This is a genomic window from Nostoc sp. (genome assembly GCF_036917375.1).
In the GTDB taxonomy this organism is placed as follows: domain Bacteria; phylum Cyanobacteriota; class Cyanobacteriia; order Cyanobacteriales; family Nostocaceae; genus Nostoc.
Genome location: NZ_JBALDN010000001.1, coordinates 73,062 through 91,147 on the forward strand (window position 1 = coordinate 73,062; position 18,086 = coordinate 91,147).

General features: G+C 40.6%; 15 protein-coding genes and 1 pseudogene. 8 read left to right on the forward strand and 8 right to left on the reverse strand.

What is annotated here, in order from left to right; genetic code table 11:
• Window positions 1-104 precede the first annotated feature (104 nt).
• The 4 genes from V7K45_RS00325 (at window position 105) to V7K45_RS00340 (ending at window position 2,375) form a co-directional block, all read left to right on the forward strand.
• Window positions 105-572: a DUF4870 domain-containing protein gene (locus tag V7K45_RS00325; protein WP_334999281.1), complete on the forward strand. Its 468-nt coding sequence runs from the start codon at window positions 105-107 to the stop codon at window positions 570-572.
• A 170-nt stretch (window positions 573-742) separates the two neighbouring features.
• Window positions 743-1,840, forward strand: a complete 1,098-nt coding sequence (locus tag V7K45_RS00330) for a Gfo/Idh/MocA family protein (RefSeq protein ID WP_334999283.1) — start codon at window positions 743-745, stop codon at window positions 1,838-1,840.
• A gap of 7 nt (window positions 1,841-1,847) precedes the next feature.
• A complete protein-coding gene (locus V7K45_RS00335) occupies window positions 1,848-2,093 on the forward strand; it encodes an HNH endonuclease (protein ID WP_334999285.1) in 246 nt (81 codons plus the stop codon).
• 36 nt (window positions 2,094-2,129) lie between these two features.
• Window positions 2,130-2,375 (forward strand): hypothetical protein, encoded by a 246-nt coding sequence (locus tag V7K45_RS00340; RefSeq protein WP_334999287.1) that lies wholly within the window; start codon window positions 2,130-2,132, stop codon window positions 2,373-2,375.
• Window positions 2,376-2,762: 387 nt separating this feature from the next.
• Here V7K45_RS00340 and V7K45_RS00345 read toward each other — a convergent pair whose 3' ends face one another.
• Window positions 2,763-5,486, reverse strand: coding sequence for a DUF3536 domain-containing protein (locus V7K45_RS00345; protein ID WP_334999289.1), 2,724 nt, complete (start codon window positions 5,484-5,486; stop codon window positions 2,763-2,765).
• Between the two features lie 529 nt (window positions 5,487-6,015).
• Between V7K45_RS00345 and cax the strand changes: the two genes are divergently transcribed.
• Together cax and V7K45_RS00355 are read left to right on the forward strand one after the other, a co-directional pair.
• Entirely contained in the window at window positions 6,016-7,107 is a 1,092-nt protein-coding gene (gene cax, locus V7K45_RS00350; RefSeq protein WP_334999291.1) for a calcium/proton exchanger, read from the forward strand.
• A 250-nt stretch (window positions 7,108-7,357) separates the two neighbouring features.
• Complete coding sequence (locus tag V7K45_RS00355) at window positions 7,358-8,500, forward strand: protein kinase domain-containing protein (RefSeq protein ID WP_334999293.1); 1,143 nt, start codon at window positions 7,358-7,360, stop codon at window positions 8,498-8,500.
• Between the two features lie 196 nt (window positions 8,501-8,696).
• Here V7K45_RS00355 and V7K45_RS00360 read toward each other — a convergent pair whose 3' ends face one another.
• Together V7K45_RS00360 and gndA are read right to left on the reverse strand one after the other, a co-directional pair.
• Window positions 8,697-9,245, reverse strand: a complete 549-nt coding sequence (locus tag V7K45_RS00360) for a hypothetical protein (protein WP_334999295.1) — start codon at window positions 9,243-9,245, stop codon at window positions 8,697-8,699.
• A gap of 300 nt (window positions 9,246-9,545) precedes the next feature.
• A complete protein-coding gene (gene gndA / locus V7K45_RS00365) occupies window positions 9,546-10,976 on the reverse strand; it encodes an NADP-dependent phosphogluconate dehydrogenase (protein WP_334720165.1) in 1,431 nt (476 codons plus the stop codon).
• Between the two features lie 215 nt (window positions 10,977-11,191).
• On the opposite strand from gndA, the gene V7K45_RS00370 reads away from it, so the two are divergent.
• A complete protein-coding gene (locus tag V7K45_RS00370) occupies window positions 11,192-11,929 on the forward strand; it encodes a Ycf66 family protein (protein ID WP_334999298.1) in 738 nt (245 codons plus the stop codon).
• 53 nt (window positions 11,930-11,982) lie between these two features.
• Here the strand turns inward: V7K45_RS00370 and V7K45_RS00375 are convergent, their stop codons facing one another.
• A complete protein-coding gene (locus tag V7K45_RS00375) occupies window positions 11,983-12,402 on the reverse strand; it encodes a hypothetical protein (protein WP_334999300.1) in 420 nt (139 codons plus the stop codon).
• Complete coding sequence (locus V7K45_RS00380) at window positions 12,395-12,613, reverse strand: hypothetical protein (RefSeq protein WP_334999302.1); 219 nt, start codon at window positions 12,611-12,613, stop codon at window positions 12,395-12,397. The genes V7K45_RS00375 and V7K45_RS00380 overlap by 8 nt, the downstream gene beginning before the upstream one ends.
• 79 nt (window positions 12,614-12,692) lie before the next feature.
• Here V7K45_RS00380 and V7K45_RS00385 point away from each other — a divergent pair, with 79 nt between their 5' ends.
• Window positions 12,693-12,950 (forward strand): ribbon-helix-helix domain-containing protein, encoded by a 258-nt coding sequence (locus V7K45_RS00385; protein ID WP_334999304.1) that lies wholly within the window; start codon window positions 12,693-12,695, stop codon window positions 12,948-12,950.
• 36 nt (window positions 12,951-12,986) lie between these two features.
• Here V7K45_RS00385 and V7K45_RS00390 read toward each other — a convergent pair whose 3' ends face one another.
• From V7K45_RS00390 to V7K45_RS00400, 3 genes and pseudogenes are all read right to left on the reverse strand, one after another.
• Entirely contained in the window at window positions 12,987-15,512 is a 2,526-nt protein-coding gene (locus tag V7K45_RS00390) for a tetratricopeptide repeat protein (RefSeq protein ID WP_334999306.1), read from the reverse strand.
• A 223-nt stretch (window positions 15,513-15,735) separates the two neighbouring features.
• Window positions 15,736-16,761, reverse strand: a complete 1,026-nt coding sequence (locus V7K45_RS00395) for a GGDEF domain-containing protein (protein ID WP_334999307.1) — start codon at window positions 16,759-16,761, stop codon at window positions 15,736-15,738.
• A gap of 890 nt (window positions 16,762-17,651) precedes the next feature.
• A pseudogene (locus V7K45_RS00400) lies at window positions 17,652-17,887 on the reverse strand (heavy-metal-associated domain-containing protein).
• Window positions 17,888-18,086: the final 199 nt, after the last annotated feature.

The following is an 18,086-nucleotide window of genomic DNA, read 5'->3' on the forward strand; positions in this document are numbered from 1 at the left end:
TCAATTATGACCGAGAAATACTCAGATTTTAACTCTGGTTTGGCTTTTTTATAGATAATTATAGTGGGGAATTATCAGCTAAATCCACTTACAAATAAAAAGCCATGAAAGAAAAACCTAAACAACAAATGCGTATATGGGCGATGTTGTGTCATCTCTCGGCTTTGCTAGGGTGGATATTATTGTGTTTTTTGGTATTTCTTGGCATTCCTTTATATTTACCTTTAAATGTTTTGCCTCCACTCATAATCTGGCGCTTTAAAAAGGCTCAATATCCCTGGATTGATTTACAAGGTAAGGAATCATTAAATTTTCAAATTTCTTTAACTTGTTACACTTTTATTGTTATAACAATATCTTTAATTTTAGTAGTCACTAGCTTGAGTTTGGCAGTAACGAATAATGGTTCAATTAATCAAATAAAAAATACTTTAGATAACTTATTAATTATACTTATGCTATTAATTTTATTCAAACTGCTACTACAATCCTTTGTAGTGACTTTTGCTGCTGTTAAAGCTTACAATGGCGAGCATTATCGTTACCCCTTTACAATTAGAGTTTTACGATAAGCCTATCTGATAGTATACTAGATTCAAAAGAGCGATCGCTAGATGTTACAAACTCAATAAGAACCGCCAAGCAGGAGGAAAAATATTGGCTAAACAGTTTAATACAACTACATATTAGATGTGAATTATAAGTAAATAATAAGTTGTATAAATATGAGGATAAAAATTAGATGATTGGAGTTGCGATCGCAGGCACTGGATTTGGTCAAAAAGTCCACATTCCCGGATTTAAAGCACATTCTCGCACTGAGGTAGTTGCTGTTTATCACCGAGATATAAATAAAGCCAAAGCTATAGCAGAATCCCATAATATCCCTCACGCTTACGACTCATTTGCAGATATTGTGGCATTACCAGAAGTGCAAGCCGTCAGCATTTCGACGCCGCCTTTTTTGCATTATGAAATGGCAAAAAGTGTACTGCAAGCTGGGAAACATTTATTACTAGAAAAACCGACAACTTTAAATGTATTTGAAGCAAAAGAACTTTATCAGTTAGCTAAAACAAAAAGCGTTATCGCAACTGTAGACTTTGAATTTCGCTTTGTACCAGCATGGCAATTGTTTGCAGAATTATTGTCAGAAAACTATGTGGGTGAGTTACGGCTAATTAAAATTGATTGGTTAGGTTCTTCTCGTGCTGATGTCTCACGCCCTTGGAATTGGTATTCTGAGAAAGAGAAAGGAGGCGGTGCATTGGGATCTTTGGGTTCTCACGCCTTCGATTATGTTCACTGGTTATTCGGGCCAGTGCGTAGATTAAACGCTCATTTAACTACTGCTATTCCTACACGAGTTGACCCCATTAGTGGGGAATCTAAGATAGTGAATACAGATGACAACTGTATATTAACGCTGGAATTAGCCAATGGTACACCTTGCCAACTTTCTATCAGTGCAGTTGTTCATGCAGCAAGAACCCATTGGGTAGAAGTATATGGCGATCGCGGTACATTAATCGTAGGCAGTGAAAATCAAAAAGATTATATACATGGTTTTCGTGTTTGGGGTTCGCAGCCAGGTAAATCTCTAACAGAAATAGAAATACCGAATCGGTTAATTTTTCCCAAAAATTATGCTGATGGTCGGATTTCGGCATTTATCCGCGTAGTAGATCGATGGTTACAAGGAATTGACCGCAATCAGGAAATTACACCATCACTACGCGAAGGAATTTATTCTCAGTTGTTGATGGATTTATCTCATGAATCGCATCAAAAAGCAAGTTGGGTAGATGTTCCAAGCTTGGAAGAATTTCTTAGCAACTAGAAATAACATGAGCAAAACTCCCCGCATTCGTATCCCACCGGAAGTAAAGAAATACGTTTTTCAACGTGACAAATACCAGTGTCAAAGCTGCGGTAAAACTACTATAGAAACTCATCTCAGCATCGACCATATCATTCCCCTTGTCCGTGGAGGTAAAAATGATATCAGCAATTTACAAACTCTCTGTTTAACCTGTAATCAGCAGAAAACAGACAATATCGATCTCCGCTTTCGGCGATATTTTGAACTTTAGGTTAGGATTGGATGGGCTATTAGTTTATGATTATCTATGCCACTAAATCACAATAGCAATTTCCAAAGATTTCTCAACATTAAAACTACGATTCTCTACCTCTTTACTGTCATAGCTGTTTTTGTAGTAGCCTTTCCCTGGTTATATGAGATTAAAACGAAAGCTGGGATCGATATATCACCTGGACGCCATGCAGGAACATTTTTTGAGAAACATACCCACGGACTCTTTAAGTGTGAGTGGCTTTATCCCTACCATTGCGATCGCTCTCACGTTAGGTAATATCATTTCCGGTTAAATACTTGTCATTGCAAGGGAAACGTTTGAAAGCGTCTCGTAGAGAAGCAATCACACAGCCTTGCGATTGCTTCACTACACTTCGTTCCGTTCGCAATGACATATCAAAACTAATTTACCGAACATAGATTATATAATATCATGTCCGGTAAATCAAGCTGAATAAAAATGTTTGTTCGTAGTCAGGACTTTATACTAATTCTCTAAAATCAGGCAACATATTCAAACCCCAAAACCCAAACAATATCTGACTTTGCTTAATTACGAATTACGAATTACGGATTGGTATTAGTCCTGGCTTTGGGGACTGAAGTCCCCACTACAAACTGCTTATTATGGCTGAAGTTGACACCAATGTACCGCTGTGAGTCCCTACATCGATCTCAACTGATTTGAGATCGAGGTAACATCAACGGCCAATTTTTTACCCAACTTGAGCAACTGAAGACACTGATTATCTCCTTCATTGCCAACGCTAGTAATACACACTGGTGCTATCTGACTTTGCAGACAACTAAAGTATAATTCCTGCGATCGCTGTAGGGAAACATTAATATTTAGTTGATCCCCGACATCAATCAATCGTTCCAACAGTTGGATATCTGCATTAAAACTACCATTGGCATCGTGCAATAATTGCCAGAGCGATCGCGCAATTAACTGTTCTAACATCTGCTTACCGTCGGGAATATTCAGCCGACAACGCAGATGTTTTGCTTCAGTAGCGATCGCCTCTAATTCTAAGATGTGATTCCAACTCTTTTGGGGATCGGCAATCTCTTGCTCTAGCGATCGCAATGTCATCAGACAGCGATGCCCTAAAGCAATATCTGCTGCTACCTGCAATTCTTGCGGTACTGCTATTTCATCGCGATGAAACGCCATCAGCACACCATAATTATCACGGTAGGCTTGGGTATACAACTGTCCTAAACGTGTCAGTGTTTCCTGACTCAGCAGCCCCATAATCCGGTGGCGTTCTTCAGCAAATAGATTTTGTAAGCTGAAAGCTTCTTCTCCAAATAGCTGTGTCATCGCCAAGATAGTATGAGCCGCACTAGCTTGTTTTAGCGCCCCAAACAGCTTTTCTTTTAATTGGCTGTAGTTACGCCGCCCAGTAAATTGTTGAATGCAGCAGTGGAAATCCCAGCCTCCCAAATGCAGAACTGCAAATACCAAATGCTCGCTTTCCCAAGTAATCTCTGATACCAGCTTTAAATTGCCCACAGCCAGAGTTAGCGATCCCATGCGTTGCAGTTGGTAATCTAGCTCATTGGCTGCGTAACAATAAACCCGTTTATGGTAACGCTGAGATTGTTTATCAGCAGCATCTTTTCTCGGTAGAGAATTATGTGTCTCTGCTGGTTTCTGATTGGTAAACAGGGAAGTAATGGCGTAATGGGCTGCTACTTGCTTAAAGCCAAGTTGGGCAGTTAACACGAGTTGCCGATAGATTTCCGCACCGTGTTTGAACTGATCCACATTACTGGGGGCTAAACCAAGACGTTTGACGAAGCCTTTTTCCAACTGCACGCCTGCTACTTCCCCTGCCAATTCCAAAGCACGGGCGGCGTAGCGCAGAATTTGTGTCCCCTCTGGACGGGAAATTTCTTCAAAAAACCAGCCGCAACTAGTGAACATTAACAAAGCGTGACGCTGCATTTCCAACAAGCGCAGAGCGTCTACTTGTTCGGCTGCGGTTAGCTTGTGGGTTTGATGACGGGCAAGGAAACGGTTGACATTGGTAGCAGAGCGATCGCGCATCACTTGGATATATTCATCCCGTGCTAGCCAGGGATCGCGAAATAACTGTCTACCATGTTCTACATACACCTCAGTTAGCTGATCCCGCAGCCAATTGAGGGCATCCCGCAAGGGACGACGCCATTTCTGATGCCAAATACTGCCTTCACCACCACAACCACAGTCATCCTCCCATCTGCCGACACCGTGGGCGCAACTCCAGGCTGTGACTGACTTTAATTCCACTTCCCAACTCGGAGAATTTAAGCTCAGGTAGTGGGCGAAGTTCGTCACCGTCCAACCCTGTTGAGGAAACTCTTTGGTAAAGGCGTAGGCTAAAGTTTTCTCAGTTCCCTTTTTGTGGTGTCCAAAGGTTTCCCCATCCGTCGCCACAGAAATTAGCTGTGCTGGACGATGATCCCCACGCACCGCCGAACCAATACGTCCGGCAAAGTGACTAGAATTATAAACGACATCACTAAAACCCATGTCCCGCGATATCGGCCCATCGTAGAAGAAGATATCAATGTAGGGTAATTCTTCTGTACTACTATCGTTGGGGCTAGTGGCGATCCCACTCAGAGGTGAAGATGAAGTGTCTAGTGTGGGCTGCAAATAACAACGGTAGGGACGGGTAGAATCAATCTGACTACCGCCGACTTCGATCCATTCAGGATGGGGATGAGCTGGAGTGGGAAGGGGACGACAACGCAATGCTTGAGACGGTGCAAGAACAATGAAGCGAATACCCTCAGCAACAAGAGCTTCTAAGGTGGCGTAGTCTACAGCAGTTTCTGCTAGCCACATCCCTTCGGGATCGCGGCCAAAGCGGGAGCGGAAGTCTTCTTTACCCCAGCGAATTTGGGTATATTTGTCGCGTTCGTTCGCCAGAGGCATGATGATGTGATTGTATACTTGCGCGATCGCATTGCCGTGACCATGCAAGCGTTGGCTACTCTTGGCGTCCGCCTCTAAAATTCGCTGATAAACTTCCACATCGTAGCGTTCTAGCCACGACATCAGCGTTGGGCCAATATTAAAACTGAAATACTCGTAATTATTAACGATCCCCACCACTTCGCCTTGGTCATTTAAGACTCTGGCAAAGGCATTTGGACGATAGCATTCCCAATGAATCCGCTCATTCCAATCATGGAAAGGTGCAGCGCTCGGTTGGCGTTCAATTGCGTCCAGATAAGGGTTTTCCCTTGGTGGCTGGTAAAAATGACCATGCACCGTCACATAAACACCATTAGCCTTTCTCAGGGGATCGGTTTCTTTGGTGTTATTGGGATCTGAATGTAATGTTAACGTTGAGCCAGAGCTAGCTGGCATTTCAGCAGCAGAAGTCATGTATATTTATCCAAAACAAAAAACTTGCAGTTGCACCGAAAATATTGTGCGTAAACCTTTCTCCAATAGTTTTTACACAAAATCCGGTATAAACAACAACTATGAAATCCAATTAAATTTTCGACAAAGCTGTTTTATTCTAGTGGGAAATCTGCGTTATCGCACAGCCCTTTCCCTGAAGGCTTAAAGTAATTAGCCATTGAACAAAGCCTTAGTTAGGGGTTTTTTTCTTCAGCGCCAATCAAAATTTTAATTGTCTTTTAATATATTAAACCCCATTTTTGGTGTAATATTTTGGCTCAAATTCATAGTTTTGCAACAAAAGATTACAAGAACTCATTATATCGCAATTTTGCTTTACACAACATCCGCAACGTTGAACGGAAAACAGTACAATTTCTGAATTGCTCTACAGGCGGTTGAGAGTACCATATCGGAGTGCTGAGTGAAAGTGATTGTTAATTCAACACTCCAAATTTGAAACTTAGGATTGCTCGCTGTGAATGATACCCTCAACCCAAAACAAGAAATGTCAACCAAAAACATTATTCTTTTCGCTTTACTACTTTTTATCCCGGTTTCTGTAGCAGCCCACTTTCTGGAGTGGGGAGAATTGATAGTTTTCATTACAGCTGGATTAGCAATTCTGCCCTTAGCAGCTTGGATGGGTACAGCCACAGAAGAAATTGCTGTGGTAGTCGGGCCATCATTGGGGGGCTTGTTAAACGCCACTTTTGGCAATGCTACAGAACTAATCATCGCCCTAGTAGCGCTGAACGCTGGGTTAATAGATGTAGTAAAAGCCAGTATCACGGGATCGATTATTAGCAACTTACTACTGGTAATGGGTTTTTCCATGCTTTTGGGAGGACTGCGCTACAAAGAACAGACATTTCAGCCAATTGTGGCGCGGGTAAATGCTGCCTCGATGAATTTGGCGGTGATTGCCATTTTGATGCCAACGGCAATGAATTACACTTCTCAAGGAATTAACGAACAAACACTGCAAAATCTTTCTATTGCTGTTGCTGTAGTATTAATCTTGGTTTACGCTCTAACACTGCTATTTTCGATGAAAACCCACTCCTATCTTTATGATGTGGGTGTAGCGGAGACAGAAGAAGAGGAAACCCCTCACGCGAAACCAAATATGATGTTGTGGGTTGGCGTGTTGCTAGTATGTACTTTACTAGTGGCACTTGAGTCAGAAATGCTAGTAGATTCTTTGGAAGTGGCTACATCTCAGCTAGGTTTGACGGCGTTGTTTACAGGGGTGATATTGGTTCCCATCGTCGGTAACGCGGCTGAACACGCCACAGCAGTCACCGTGGCGATGAAAGATAAGATGGATCTTTCTCTTTCGGTAGCTGTGGGATCGAGTATGCAGATTGCCCTATTTGTCGCACCTGTATTGGTGATTGCAGGGCGGATATTAGGTAAACCAATGGATTTGGATTTCAAACCTTTTGAATTAGTCGCTGTGGTTGTGTCAGTGTTGATTGCCAACAGTATTAGTTCTGATGGTAAATCCAATTGGCTAGAAGGCACTTTATTATTAGCTGCTTATACGGTGTTAGGGTTCGCCTTCTACTTTCATCCAGTTATGGAAGGTATGGGGTAGTACCGCAAGGCGGAAGTCAGCCCCTTTGGGGAAGTCAAAAGTTCACACTGAGCGGAGTCGAAGTGTCAAAAGTTTGTATATCAAGGCTTTTGCAAGTTTTCAAATGGTGGCTTGATTTCCGCCGTATTGTACTAGTTAGTAGTGCGACGCCGAGTAGCCCGTCGTAGACATCGCTCATATTTTAACGGATTCGCAAAAGTCTCCACCCTTAACGCCAGTAAAATAAAGAGATATAAGAGCGATCGCCTGTATGAGCTACTGCCTTAATCCCCATTGTCCCAAGCCGGAAAATCCCAATCATGTCAATTTTTGCGTGACTTGCGGTGCAAAATTACTCCTCAAAGAACGTTATCGTGCTATCAAACCAATCGGACAAGGTGGTTTTGGCAAAACTTTCTTAGCTGTGGATGAGGATAAACCCTCAAAACCACGTTGCGTAATTAAGCAATTTTATCCTCAATCTCAAGGCACTAACACTCTGGCAAAAGCTGTAGAGTTATTTAATCAAGAAGCGGTGCAGTTAGATGAATTGGGCAAACATCCCCAAATTCCCGAACTACTGGCATATTTTACCCAAGAAGCTCGGCAGTATCTCGTACAAGAATTTATCGACGGGCAAAACTTAGCCCAGGAATTAGCACATAGAGGTGCTTTTAGTGAAATAGAAATCTGGCAATTACTAAATGATTTATTATCAGTATTGCAATTTTGTCACGCCAGACACGTAATTCACCGCGATATCAAGCCAGAAAATATTATTTTACGCGAGAGCGATCGCAAACTAGTATTAGTAGATTTTGGTGCTGCAAAATCTGCCACTGGCGCTGCCTTAAATCAAACTGGTACTAGTATTGGTAGTCCAGAATATGTTGCTCCTGAACAAATGAGAGGTAGGGCTGTATTTGCCAGCGATATTTACAGTTTGGGTGCTACTTGTATTAATTTATTAACTAAGCGATCGCCCTTTGATTCCTATGATACCAACAACGATACTTGGGTTTGGCAGCAATATTTGAAAACTCCTGTTAGCAATCAGTTGAGTCGCATTCTCAACAAGATGCTAGAAAGTATTCCAATTCGGCGTTATCAAACAGTAGATGAAGTTCTCAAAGATTTAAATCAACAGTCACAAGTAGCAGCCACACCAGCGATTTCATCAAAACCTATTCCTCAATCGCCACCCAATTCTCCACCTGCTTTTGTATCGCCATCTCCTAGTCAAATTGATCTAGAATTAGAACAAATGAAAACCCAGTTTTTGGGTAATAACAAACCTCAACCAAATAAAATACAACCACCAAACCCTACATCTCAGCCTTCTAGTAAAAAAAATGAAATAGATCAAGAATTAGAAGAGTTAAAAGCCAAATATCTTGGTAATAACAATCCTTAAAATTTCTCTGTTAAAATAAACGCTATGTTTTGTGTTTATACATAATTAATCGTTCTCTAGATTAATTTAAAGCTCCTGTTATTACTATCTGACTAATGCTGCTGAGGAAACTGTTAATTAGACATCTCCAAAGTAGTCGCATTACCCCTCGGTTCGAGCAGATAATTTCTTTCATGAGCTTACCCCACGCTCATTTCTATACCTGTAAGCTCCAGTTATGTACGCAAAAACCCATGATTTTTTGTTCAGGATTATCTTCTAAAGATTCTTCTGCACCATAGAAGGCAATACCTTTAACATGCGATGATTCACAAGGATAATGCATTTCATCCCCGCTATCATATTCAAGCTCAACATACTCGCTTAAATCCGAAACCTTAGAGCCGATTTCAAATTTATCAAAAAATTTTCCTTGGTAGCCCTCAAACACAAAAATAACGAAGAGAATATCATTCGCATTAAAATGTAGTAATACAACTCTATCTTTATAATAAAAAACTTTATGTCCATCTAATTTCTCAGAATCCGAGGAGATTTTTTGAAAAATCCAGCCATCCGAATCAGATAAAGCTTTATCCAGACCAATTGATTCCAAGCCTTTTTCTTTCTTTTTCCTCTCTTCTCTTTGATCGATAGTGAGAATAGGTTCTCTAAGATCGGGGATTGATGAAAGATGTTGTCCAATCCTAAATCCTGCTGCGGAAACTCCAGGGATAATTTCAGCCCACAAATCAAGTCTGGTCATTAATTTGTTCCCTCTCCAATAACTTTAAATTCTTTACCGATATATTTTATGTAGTTTTACCTGGAATGACATTACCTCTAATCTTTGAAGTGTATAAACAGAGGGAAAGACTACAACCAGGAGATAAATATTTGACAACTTAGCTGAGGAAGGAAAAGTCGTTTTGATTCCAAAAATTGGATAATTTATTTTTTGGAGTTCCCTAAAAAGAAAGTGACTCTGAAACTCAGAGTCACCCTTAAAACTGTATTCTGAAACTTTTTAACTTTTCACAATAACCTGGTGTAGATGTGTGAAAATTTACTTCTTAGCTTCAGCAATAGGTACCCATTCGGTGTGGAAAGTTCCAGGCTTATCAAGACGCAGGTAGGTATGTGCGCCGAAGTAGTCGCGTTGTGCTTGAGTTAGGTTTTGAGGCAAGCGATCGCGGCGATAGCTGTCAAAATAATCCAAGGATGCGCTAAATGCGGGTACTGGAATTCCCAGTGTTGCAGCTGTTGCAATCACTTCCCGCCAAGCAGTCTGTCTGTCGAGAATTGTCTGCTTAAATTCGGGAGCTAACAGCAGATTAGGCAAAGCTGGATTTTCGCTAAAAGCCTTCTTAATCTTATTCAAAAAGCGAGCGCGAATAATACAACCACCTTTCCAAATCCGCGCCATTTCGCCCAGATCCAAATTCCAGTTATATGTTTTTGAAGCTGTGGATAGCAACGCCATCCCTTGAGCATAAGAACAGATTTTTGAGCAATAGAGAGCATCACGTACTTTATTGATAAAGTCCTTGGTTTGCCCGTCATACTTGCCACTGGGGCCTGTGAGGACTTTAGATGCTGCAACCCGTTCCTCTTTAATCGAAGATATAATCCGGGCATTAACTGCTGCTGTAATTGTAGGAATAGCAACTCCCAATTCCAACGCAGTTTGTACAGTCCAGCGTCCAGTTCCCTTTTGGCCTGCTGCGTCAACAATCAAATCCACCAGGGGTTTTTTTGTTTCTGGGTCAATATATGGGAAGATATTCTTCGTAATCTCAATCAAAAATGAATCGAGTTCATCGGTGGTGTTCCATTCAGCAAACACCTCATGTAGCTGATTATGGTCTAATCCAGCGACATTTTTCAGCAAGTCGTAGGCTTCAGCAATTAGCTGCATATCGCCGTACTCAATGCCGTTGTGTACCATTTTGACATAGTGGCCAGAACCACCAGGGCCAATGTAGGTTACACAAGGGCCATCATCGACTTGGGCAGCAATTTTGTTGAAAATTGGTGATAGAAACTCATAAGAGCTTGTTGTACCTCCAGGCATCAGTGAAGGCCCATTTAGCGCCCCTTCTTCACCGCCACTGACACCCATACCAAGATACCGAAGCCCTGCGGGTTCTAATTCCTGAGTGCGTCGTTCCGTATCTTCAAACCAAGAGTTACCACCGTCGATAATGATATCGCCTTCTTCTAACAAGGGTTTGAGTTGAGCAATCACCGCATCCACTGGCTTACCAGCTTGCACCATTACTAGAATTTTGCGGGGACGTTCCAATAAGGCAACGAATTCTTCTAGAGTAAAGGCGGCTTTGACGTTCCGTCCTGGCGCACGCTGCGCCATAAACGCATCCGTTTTTTCTCGGGAGCGGTTGTAAACTGCAATTGGGAAGCCATTGCGCTCCACGTTTAGAGCGATGTTCTCACCCATAACGGCTAATCCAATCACACCAAAGCTTTGTAGTGTCATAAAAAATTTCTGGCTAACTCTTGCAGATCCTTTTACTTTAAGGGTAGTCCGATATTTTCCCTTCTCTCCTAAAGAAGACCTTAAGACTTGAATAAATGACAAAAATCCACAACTAACAGGGATAATTAATTTTAAATTGTATCTAAATCAACAATTGACTGGCAAAATTTGCAAAATTGAAATAATTAAAGGACGTAGTAAGGAGTAACCAAATAATGCTGGCATATGTCCTAGCTTTGGTAGTCGGTCTTGGTAGTTTAGCCATTTACATAGCAGCTTTCTTTTTCCCAGAAATCCACCGCAAGAATGACTTTATCTGGAGTGGTGTAGGGCTGTTCTACGCCTTAGTCTTATGGGTGTTTGCACCACGCATTACTGGGGGTTTGTTGCTCGGTCATGTGGCTAGTGTGGCTCTTTTGGTCTGGTTTGGCTGGCAAACTCTATCATTACGTCGGCAATTGACTCCACAGGCACAACAAACCCAAGTACCCAATGCTGAGACGGTAAAAACTGGAATTCAAGAACAGGTGAATAAGTTGTCCCTTCAGGAACGGCTGGGCCAGTTGCAAAAAGGTCTTGGTAGTACCTTCAGTGGCGCGAAAGACAAGGTGCAGCAGACTGTGAGTAAAAAAACACCCACAACCCCCAAACCTGAAGATATTACTTCTGTACTGTCAGAGAAACCTGCTATTGAGATTATTGACAAAACTATTGTCATACCAGAACCACCAGCAGAGGAGACAGTTACTACCGAAACCGAAGCAAAAACTGAGAGTGTACCAGAAGCAATTCCACCACATCCCCCATCTCCTGAGTTGGTGGAAGCAGCGCAACCAGATTTTGAAATTGAGGATAAACAACCGATTCCTGTAGAAGAAATTGCGCCCGATGCGGTACTCGCTCCCCCAGCAGAAACGCCACCTGAACAAACACCACCTAATCAAGGTAGTTAAATTCTGTGAAACCCACCATTAACCTAATATAATGTTGGGTTTCACTATTTATATCAAGCTATTTTAGAGCTAATTTCAAATACTAATTCAGAACGATAGAAGCACACATCAAATGCTAAAAAGAAATTCATGTGTCCCAAAATCAATGGGGCGTTTCTATCTCTTGTCCAAGCAAAAGCTAGCTCTACTGTCGGAAATTGTTCAACATTCGCCATCAACACCAATGCCCTCGCCTCAAACCTAGCCAAATTACCACCCAATGGAACGGAGAGCCTTTGGCGTTCCCAAACTGCTCCCAGCCTTAACCCGATTTCGTAGGGCAATACGTTGACAGTAGAACCAGTATCTAGCAAGCCTGATACACTTACCGAACGATTCTGATAAGTGAGAATTAGCGGTAGATAAGGCAGCGTACTTAATGCACCGAGTTCTGGATTTACCTCAGTAAATGCAAATCTAACTTTATCAACCATGTGTTGCCGCTTTTTCTTCTGCTAATGCCTTCGCTAAAACAGCAGCAGCTTCAAAAGAATCATATAAGCCAAGACTTGTTACTTTGTCCTCAGCATCCAATGGGACTAAACTTGATTCCTTTAACAATTCATCTGCCAGGAAATGTATTAGTAAGAGTTTATCAGTGTGGGATAATTCTTTAACTAGCGGTATGAGTTCGGTAAGAAGCATAAGTTAAGGCTTTAATGAATTTAGATAAATTTTAGAGCATAGTTTGGGGAATGCTCTTAACTAAGTAGGGATAAAAATTATGAACATCCAACTTAAAGCGGAATACGAGCAATTTATACAAACCCGAATTGCTACAGGTAGATATGAAAATGCTGAAGATGTGATTGCTAAAGTATTGAAACTGCTGGAAGAATGGGAGAAAGGTTATCAGGAATGGGAAGAAGAAACCCATAAAAAAATAGCTGTTGGGCTTGCTTCTATTGAACGTGGAGACGTAACAGATGGTGAAGTGTTCATGGCGCGACTGTCAGAGAAATTAGACATGGATACCTTTTAATTGGAAGTCCATCACCTGTGAATATAATCTGCTCATTTAACCTTGTAGTAATGCCTGAAATCTTGCATGGTCTCGAATCCTATCAAAATCAGGGTTAAATTTTGCTTCCCTACGACATCGACGAGCATTGAGATTAATTGCTTGTTGTAGGTTTTCAATGGCTAAATCAACATCATTTTGTAAAGCGAAATAGCAAGCTTTGCTGTAATGACCACTTTCATCATTAGCTTGTAGTTCTAAAGCCTTCTCACAACTAGCCACTGACTCTTGGTAACGCCCCGCACGAGCCAGTACAATACCCTGGTTAGCCCACCAAAGCGGATATTGTGGTTGAAGCTTTACAGCTTCATTGAGGTTAGCTAATGCTTCATCATAACGCCCCAAAAAACTCAAGGTCAAACCCTTGCTGCTCCAAATAGGAGGGTAGTCATCTTTAATTGCCAAGCCTTTGTCATAGCTAGCTAGTGCCTGTTCATCACGATCTAACTCCGTCAGCACTATGCCTTGCTTTAACCAGGCTTCGGGGAAGTCATCTTTAATTGCCAAGGCTTTTTCATAGCTAGCCAGCGCCTCTTCGTATTCTTCTAGAAGATATAGGCAATTACCTACCTCTAGAAATAGATTGCTGCCGAATTCAGGATGAGCATCACTCGAAAATCGTTCAGCTTGCTCAGTTGATCTATGTAGCAAATCTCTTCGCTGACTTGGGTTGCTTCTTAGGGATTTATACAAAAGCCCGGCATATTTACCCAGTCCATCTTCCAAAAAATCAACTTGACTAAAACAAGGTCGTAATGCTGCCTCTATTTCTTCTTTGGATGGACCAATCACATTCTTGTAGTTAATTTCATATTTAACAGGATTTTCTGGTAACATCATCCAACTAAAGAAAAAGCCCAATTTTATGCTTTTCAGAAACTTCTCAGTTGAATCGGGCAAGAGGCGATAATTCTCTACTGCTGCTTCTGCAACAACTGCGGCGAAGGGAATCATTACTACTTCAAGTTGTTTAAGATAGCGAGAAGCAAAGAAATGAGAAATAAATTGACGCTGACCCTCATCTCTTCTCGCAAAGAGAGCATGATAGAGAAATTCAGCAGTGTATTGACGCCAATCAGAGTTATCGTATTTTTCTGGTTCAGGGCTATCTGTAGCAACTTCTTGGTTAGCTTGTTTATCAAAATATGTGGCTAGCAGTTCATGGGTTTCACGAAATCGCGTTTTGTCCTCCTGACAAAATGACAGACGAAAAATATCACGAGCCACATCATCTAGTCGATAATGACCTTGAACAAACTCAACAAAATCGCACTTTGTTAGCCAATCAAAACAGTCTATAGTTGCATGAACACCAGTTTCAAAGTCTATTCCTTGTTTTTGCATTAAATATTGAACCAGCGACCGATCAAACCAACGACAACAAGCCGCCAATTGCACTATCTGTTTTTGCTTTGGATTTAATCCTTGGAGTAACAGATCAGTAATCACTTGGTTGCCACGGGAAAAGTCAATTTCTCTACCTTCTTCCTTCTGCCCTTTAATCCAGCTGAGATAATAGGGTAAGCCTTTAGTAGCTTTATATATTTTCTGAATTTCTCCAGATTTGGTAATACAAATATGCTGAAGATATTCCTTAGTTTGCTCTTTGTTGAATTCATCTAGTCGTTGCTCATAGATTAAATCCCGATCCTGTTGCAACTTTCGCCAACTTGGCTTTTCTAGTAAAGAACGTCGTCCTGCCACCAAAATACGTACACCATAAGACTTAAGGGGCGTATCTTCTAACAAATACTGCCACAGCCAAGTGTCAATATCTGATGATGCCTTTTCATAGGTATCTAGAACCAGTACAATCGAGCGCTTGTGTCTTTGAGTTTTCTGGATTAACCCTTGAGCAAATGCATGAGTCAACTTGGGTATTGGTTCCAGCATCAACTCTTGAAGCTCTTTGTCATTCTTCGTTGCTGGATGCTGTTGCAGCAGTTCTTGTATACGCTCTTTTGCTGGTTTGAGTGCCTGCGATGCATCTGATAAAATTCCCCCAGCCTTGACCGTAGCATCCAAACCTAAACTTAATGCTGTTCCGTGATCTCCCAAGTAGCCTGCACCTGTGGCTAGCAGTGTAGCTGTTCCTAGTTCAAACCAATCTTTAACTGTATTTTGTTGCTGTGTACCAACTGATTTACCTTGCACGGATTCCGTTTTCAGCTTATAAACAGTTTCTTGATACTGATCATAAAGTGATGTAAAAGGGTCAGGTTTAGGTAATAAATCCCTTCGCCAGAGTCCGGTAGGTTTTGGTAATAGCTCATAAAGCTTTTCCATTAGCTTCAGTGGCGTTTCAATACCTGGTGTACGACCAAAAGATACTTCTGCAAAGTTAGCTTGTAAATCGTGCGTCTCTTTCAGTTTTGTGGTGAGGGTAGTTTTACCAACTCCTCCGATCCCATAAACCTGAAACAGCAGTGGGGTAGATTCTGGAGATACCAGTGCTTTGGCAAACTTAGCTAGAAAGTCATGAGCCTGTTTGCGAGAGATGTAGTAAGGTATTGGAGTTGTCATCTGGCAATTGAAATACTTGATCGAATGTATAGATTTTAGCGACTCATACTTGAATTCAACATCTAAAATTGCTTATTTCAAGGAATTCTATAAAAATTAGATTGAAGCATTGTAATTTTTAATGCTAAATCTGAGCCTTTTTAGGACAACAGGTGTGATTGCACTATTATTAGCCAGGTTTTAAAGGAGTTTTAGCTTAAATAGACACGTATGCCCTGCACTTTCACGAAGAAACAACTTTCAAATGTGAGCCATGATGAGATAAGTAGCTGGAGTTAATCACCCGATTACGCCCAGAAGTTTTAGCCTGTAACAAACATTGATCGGCACGATGTAGCAGACTCTCTCCTTTTTCATCATCCTCAGGTTGCAGAGAGGCTGTACCCAAACTAATGGTGACATTAATTGTCAGTTTATTGTTGAGTGCAAATGGTTCGTCGCTGACTACGCGATTGAGACGACGGGCTACTAATAGTGCTTCCTCATCGGTAGTGTTAGCTAGAAGAATTACAAATTCTTCGCCACCATAGCGGAATGCTGTATCTTGACAGCGCAGATTGTGGCGCAAACGCTGACATAATACTTGCAAAATGCGATCGCCTACTAAATGCCCGTGAGTATCGTTAACTTTCTTAAAATGATCTACATCCAGAATAATCAAACTCAGGGAAGTTTTTTGAGTCCTGGCTCTTTGAATTTGTCTGGGTAAGTCCCATTCTAAAGCACGACGATTATTTAATTCTGTCAACGAATCGGCTAAGGCGATCGCAGATAACATATCATTTGTCCGAATCAAATCTCGGTATTTTTGTGCTTTCCGCAAACCAACTGTCAATTGAGCAAGTATTAGTCCATGATTGGCAGTCAACTCTGCCAAGCTATAATCTGTTTTTTCTTCAATAAGATGCCAAATATATGCATCGGCTCCTTGTTTTAGGGCCGCAGCACTCATCTCCAATTCCCTGTGCCAACCCTTATTTCTATCAGTCAGCTGTTGGGAACGATCCTCGAAAAGAATACAATATATCCACGATAGTTTTGTCTGATCTTTCAGCCAACCGCAGAGTTCCATACTGCTATCCAGGCTAGCCTGCACCAGGATTATATCGGGAGGTGTTGTTTTAATCCGCGACACTGCTCGATCCAAATTGTCCATAACTTCTACACTAAAAGCAGTCGCATAACGGATCTGATCTGGAAGTGTGGCGATAAAATTATTTTTTCCAAAGATCAGAATAGAAATATTCATTGCTTTATTTTTGATCCTATTTAAATTTTAAATAAATTCACTTGGATAACTACTGCTATTGTCATCTAATACTCAATATGATGTTTTCGGATAAATTATATTTTTTGACATATTGTTTTTTCAGTGCTGATTAGACAGTTAACTTCCAAGCTTAATCTCCTTTTAAGAATTTATATTGATTAATGCAATTTGGAAAATATTCATTTCTAACAACTAATGTCTTCTTTACAGTTTATTTTTAAAACAGTAAAAACACTGAATATTATTTAAATGCATAAAAACTATTTCTGTAGTTTCTTAAGTACTATTTACATGATGGAATTACCGAAATAAATACTTTGTAATCACCATTGCATCAGGGCGCTAAATTTCTTCCCAAGTATAAAAACAAAGGAAATATAAAATTTTTCCATTGATTTATCGAAATCAAAAATTTTTTATGTAATAAAAAATGTCATTTTTCATAAAGTTTTTTAGCCTTTTTCTTTACAAACTAGGCTTTAATAAAATATTAAGAAAGTATTTAACTTGTATATAAAAGTATACAACAAAACTCTTTGGTGCTTATACAGTAGCTCTTTGGGGCTAACATACTCTGCAAATAAATGCAGAGATTTTTACCCAAAAGTTTCTAATTTAACTGAGAATGAACCCAAGTTAAACAATGCGGTAACAGTAGAAAGAAAATATTTCTGCCTACGCTTTATCTGTATTTGCCTATTTACTTAATTCACATCTTTTTTATTTGCTGCAACATCATAAATCTGGAAAACAAAGTTAAATAAAAAGTTGATGTCAAAACCTGCCCCTAATTTAGGGAAATTATTTCGATTCCGCCCTTCTACGGGCGGAAAAAATATAAAAAAATTTTGTTAGCGTCGCCTGAGATATTAAAATCTAAACTTCTGTGAAAAGCTAGAATCCGATCGATAACCTTCTACAGCGTAACCAGCAGCAACAATTACTTGTTTGATTGACTCCTCAGAAGCTTCCGACTGTACCGTGACAGTTTTAGCGTTAACATCTACATCCACTTTGGCTTCAGGTTCCATACGTGCCTACACTAAGTAATGATTTCTGTACATCCTCCATAAGAAATATTTGATACTTTCAGTTTTAGTGCCATTTGTTACCTCAGTATGGAAATTTTAAAGTATTTCTTAATGATTAATCTTTAGCAACGAAATGCGATGTCTACGACGGGCTACGCCTACACACATCCTACCAAAATCAAATAGTAGCGTAAAAACATCCTAGTAACTGCATATATCTCACCTAATGGGAGAATTCGCTGGCAGTAATATTAAACAAAATGCAAGAATATA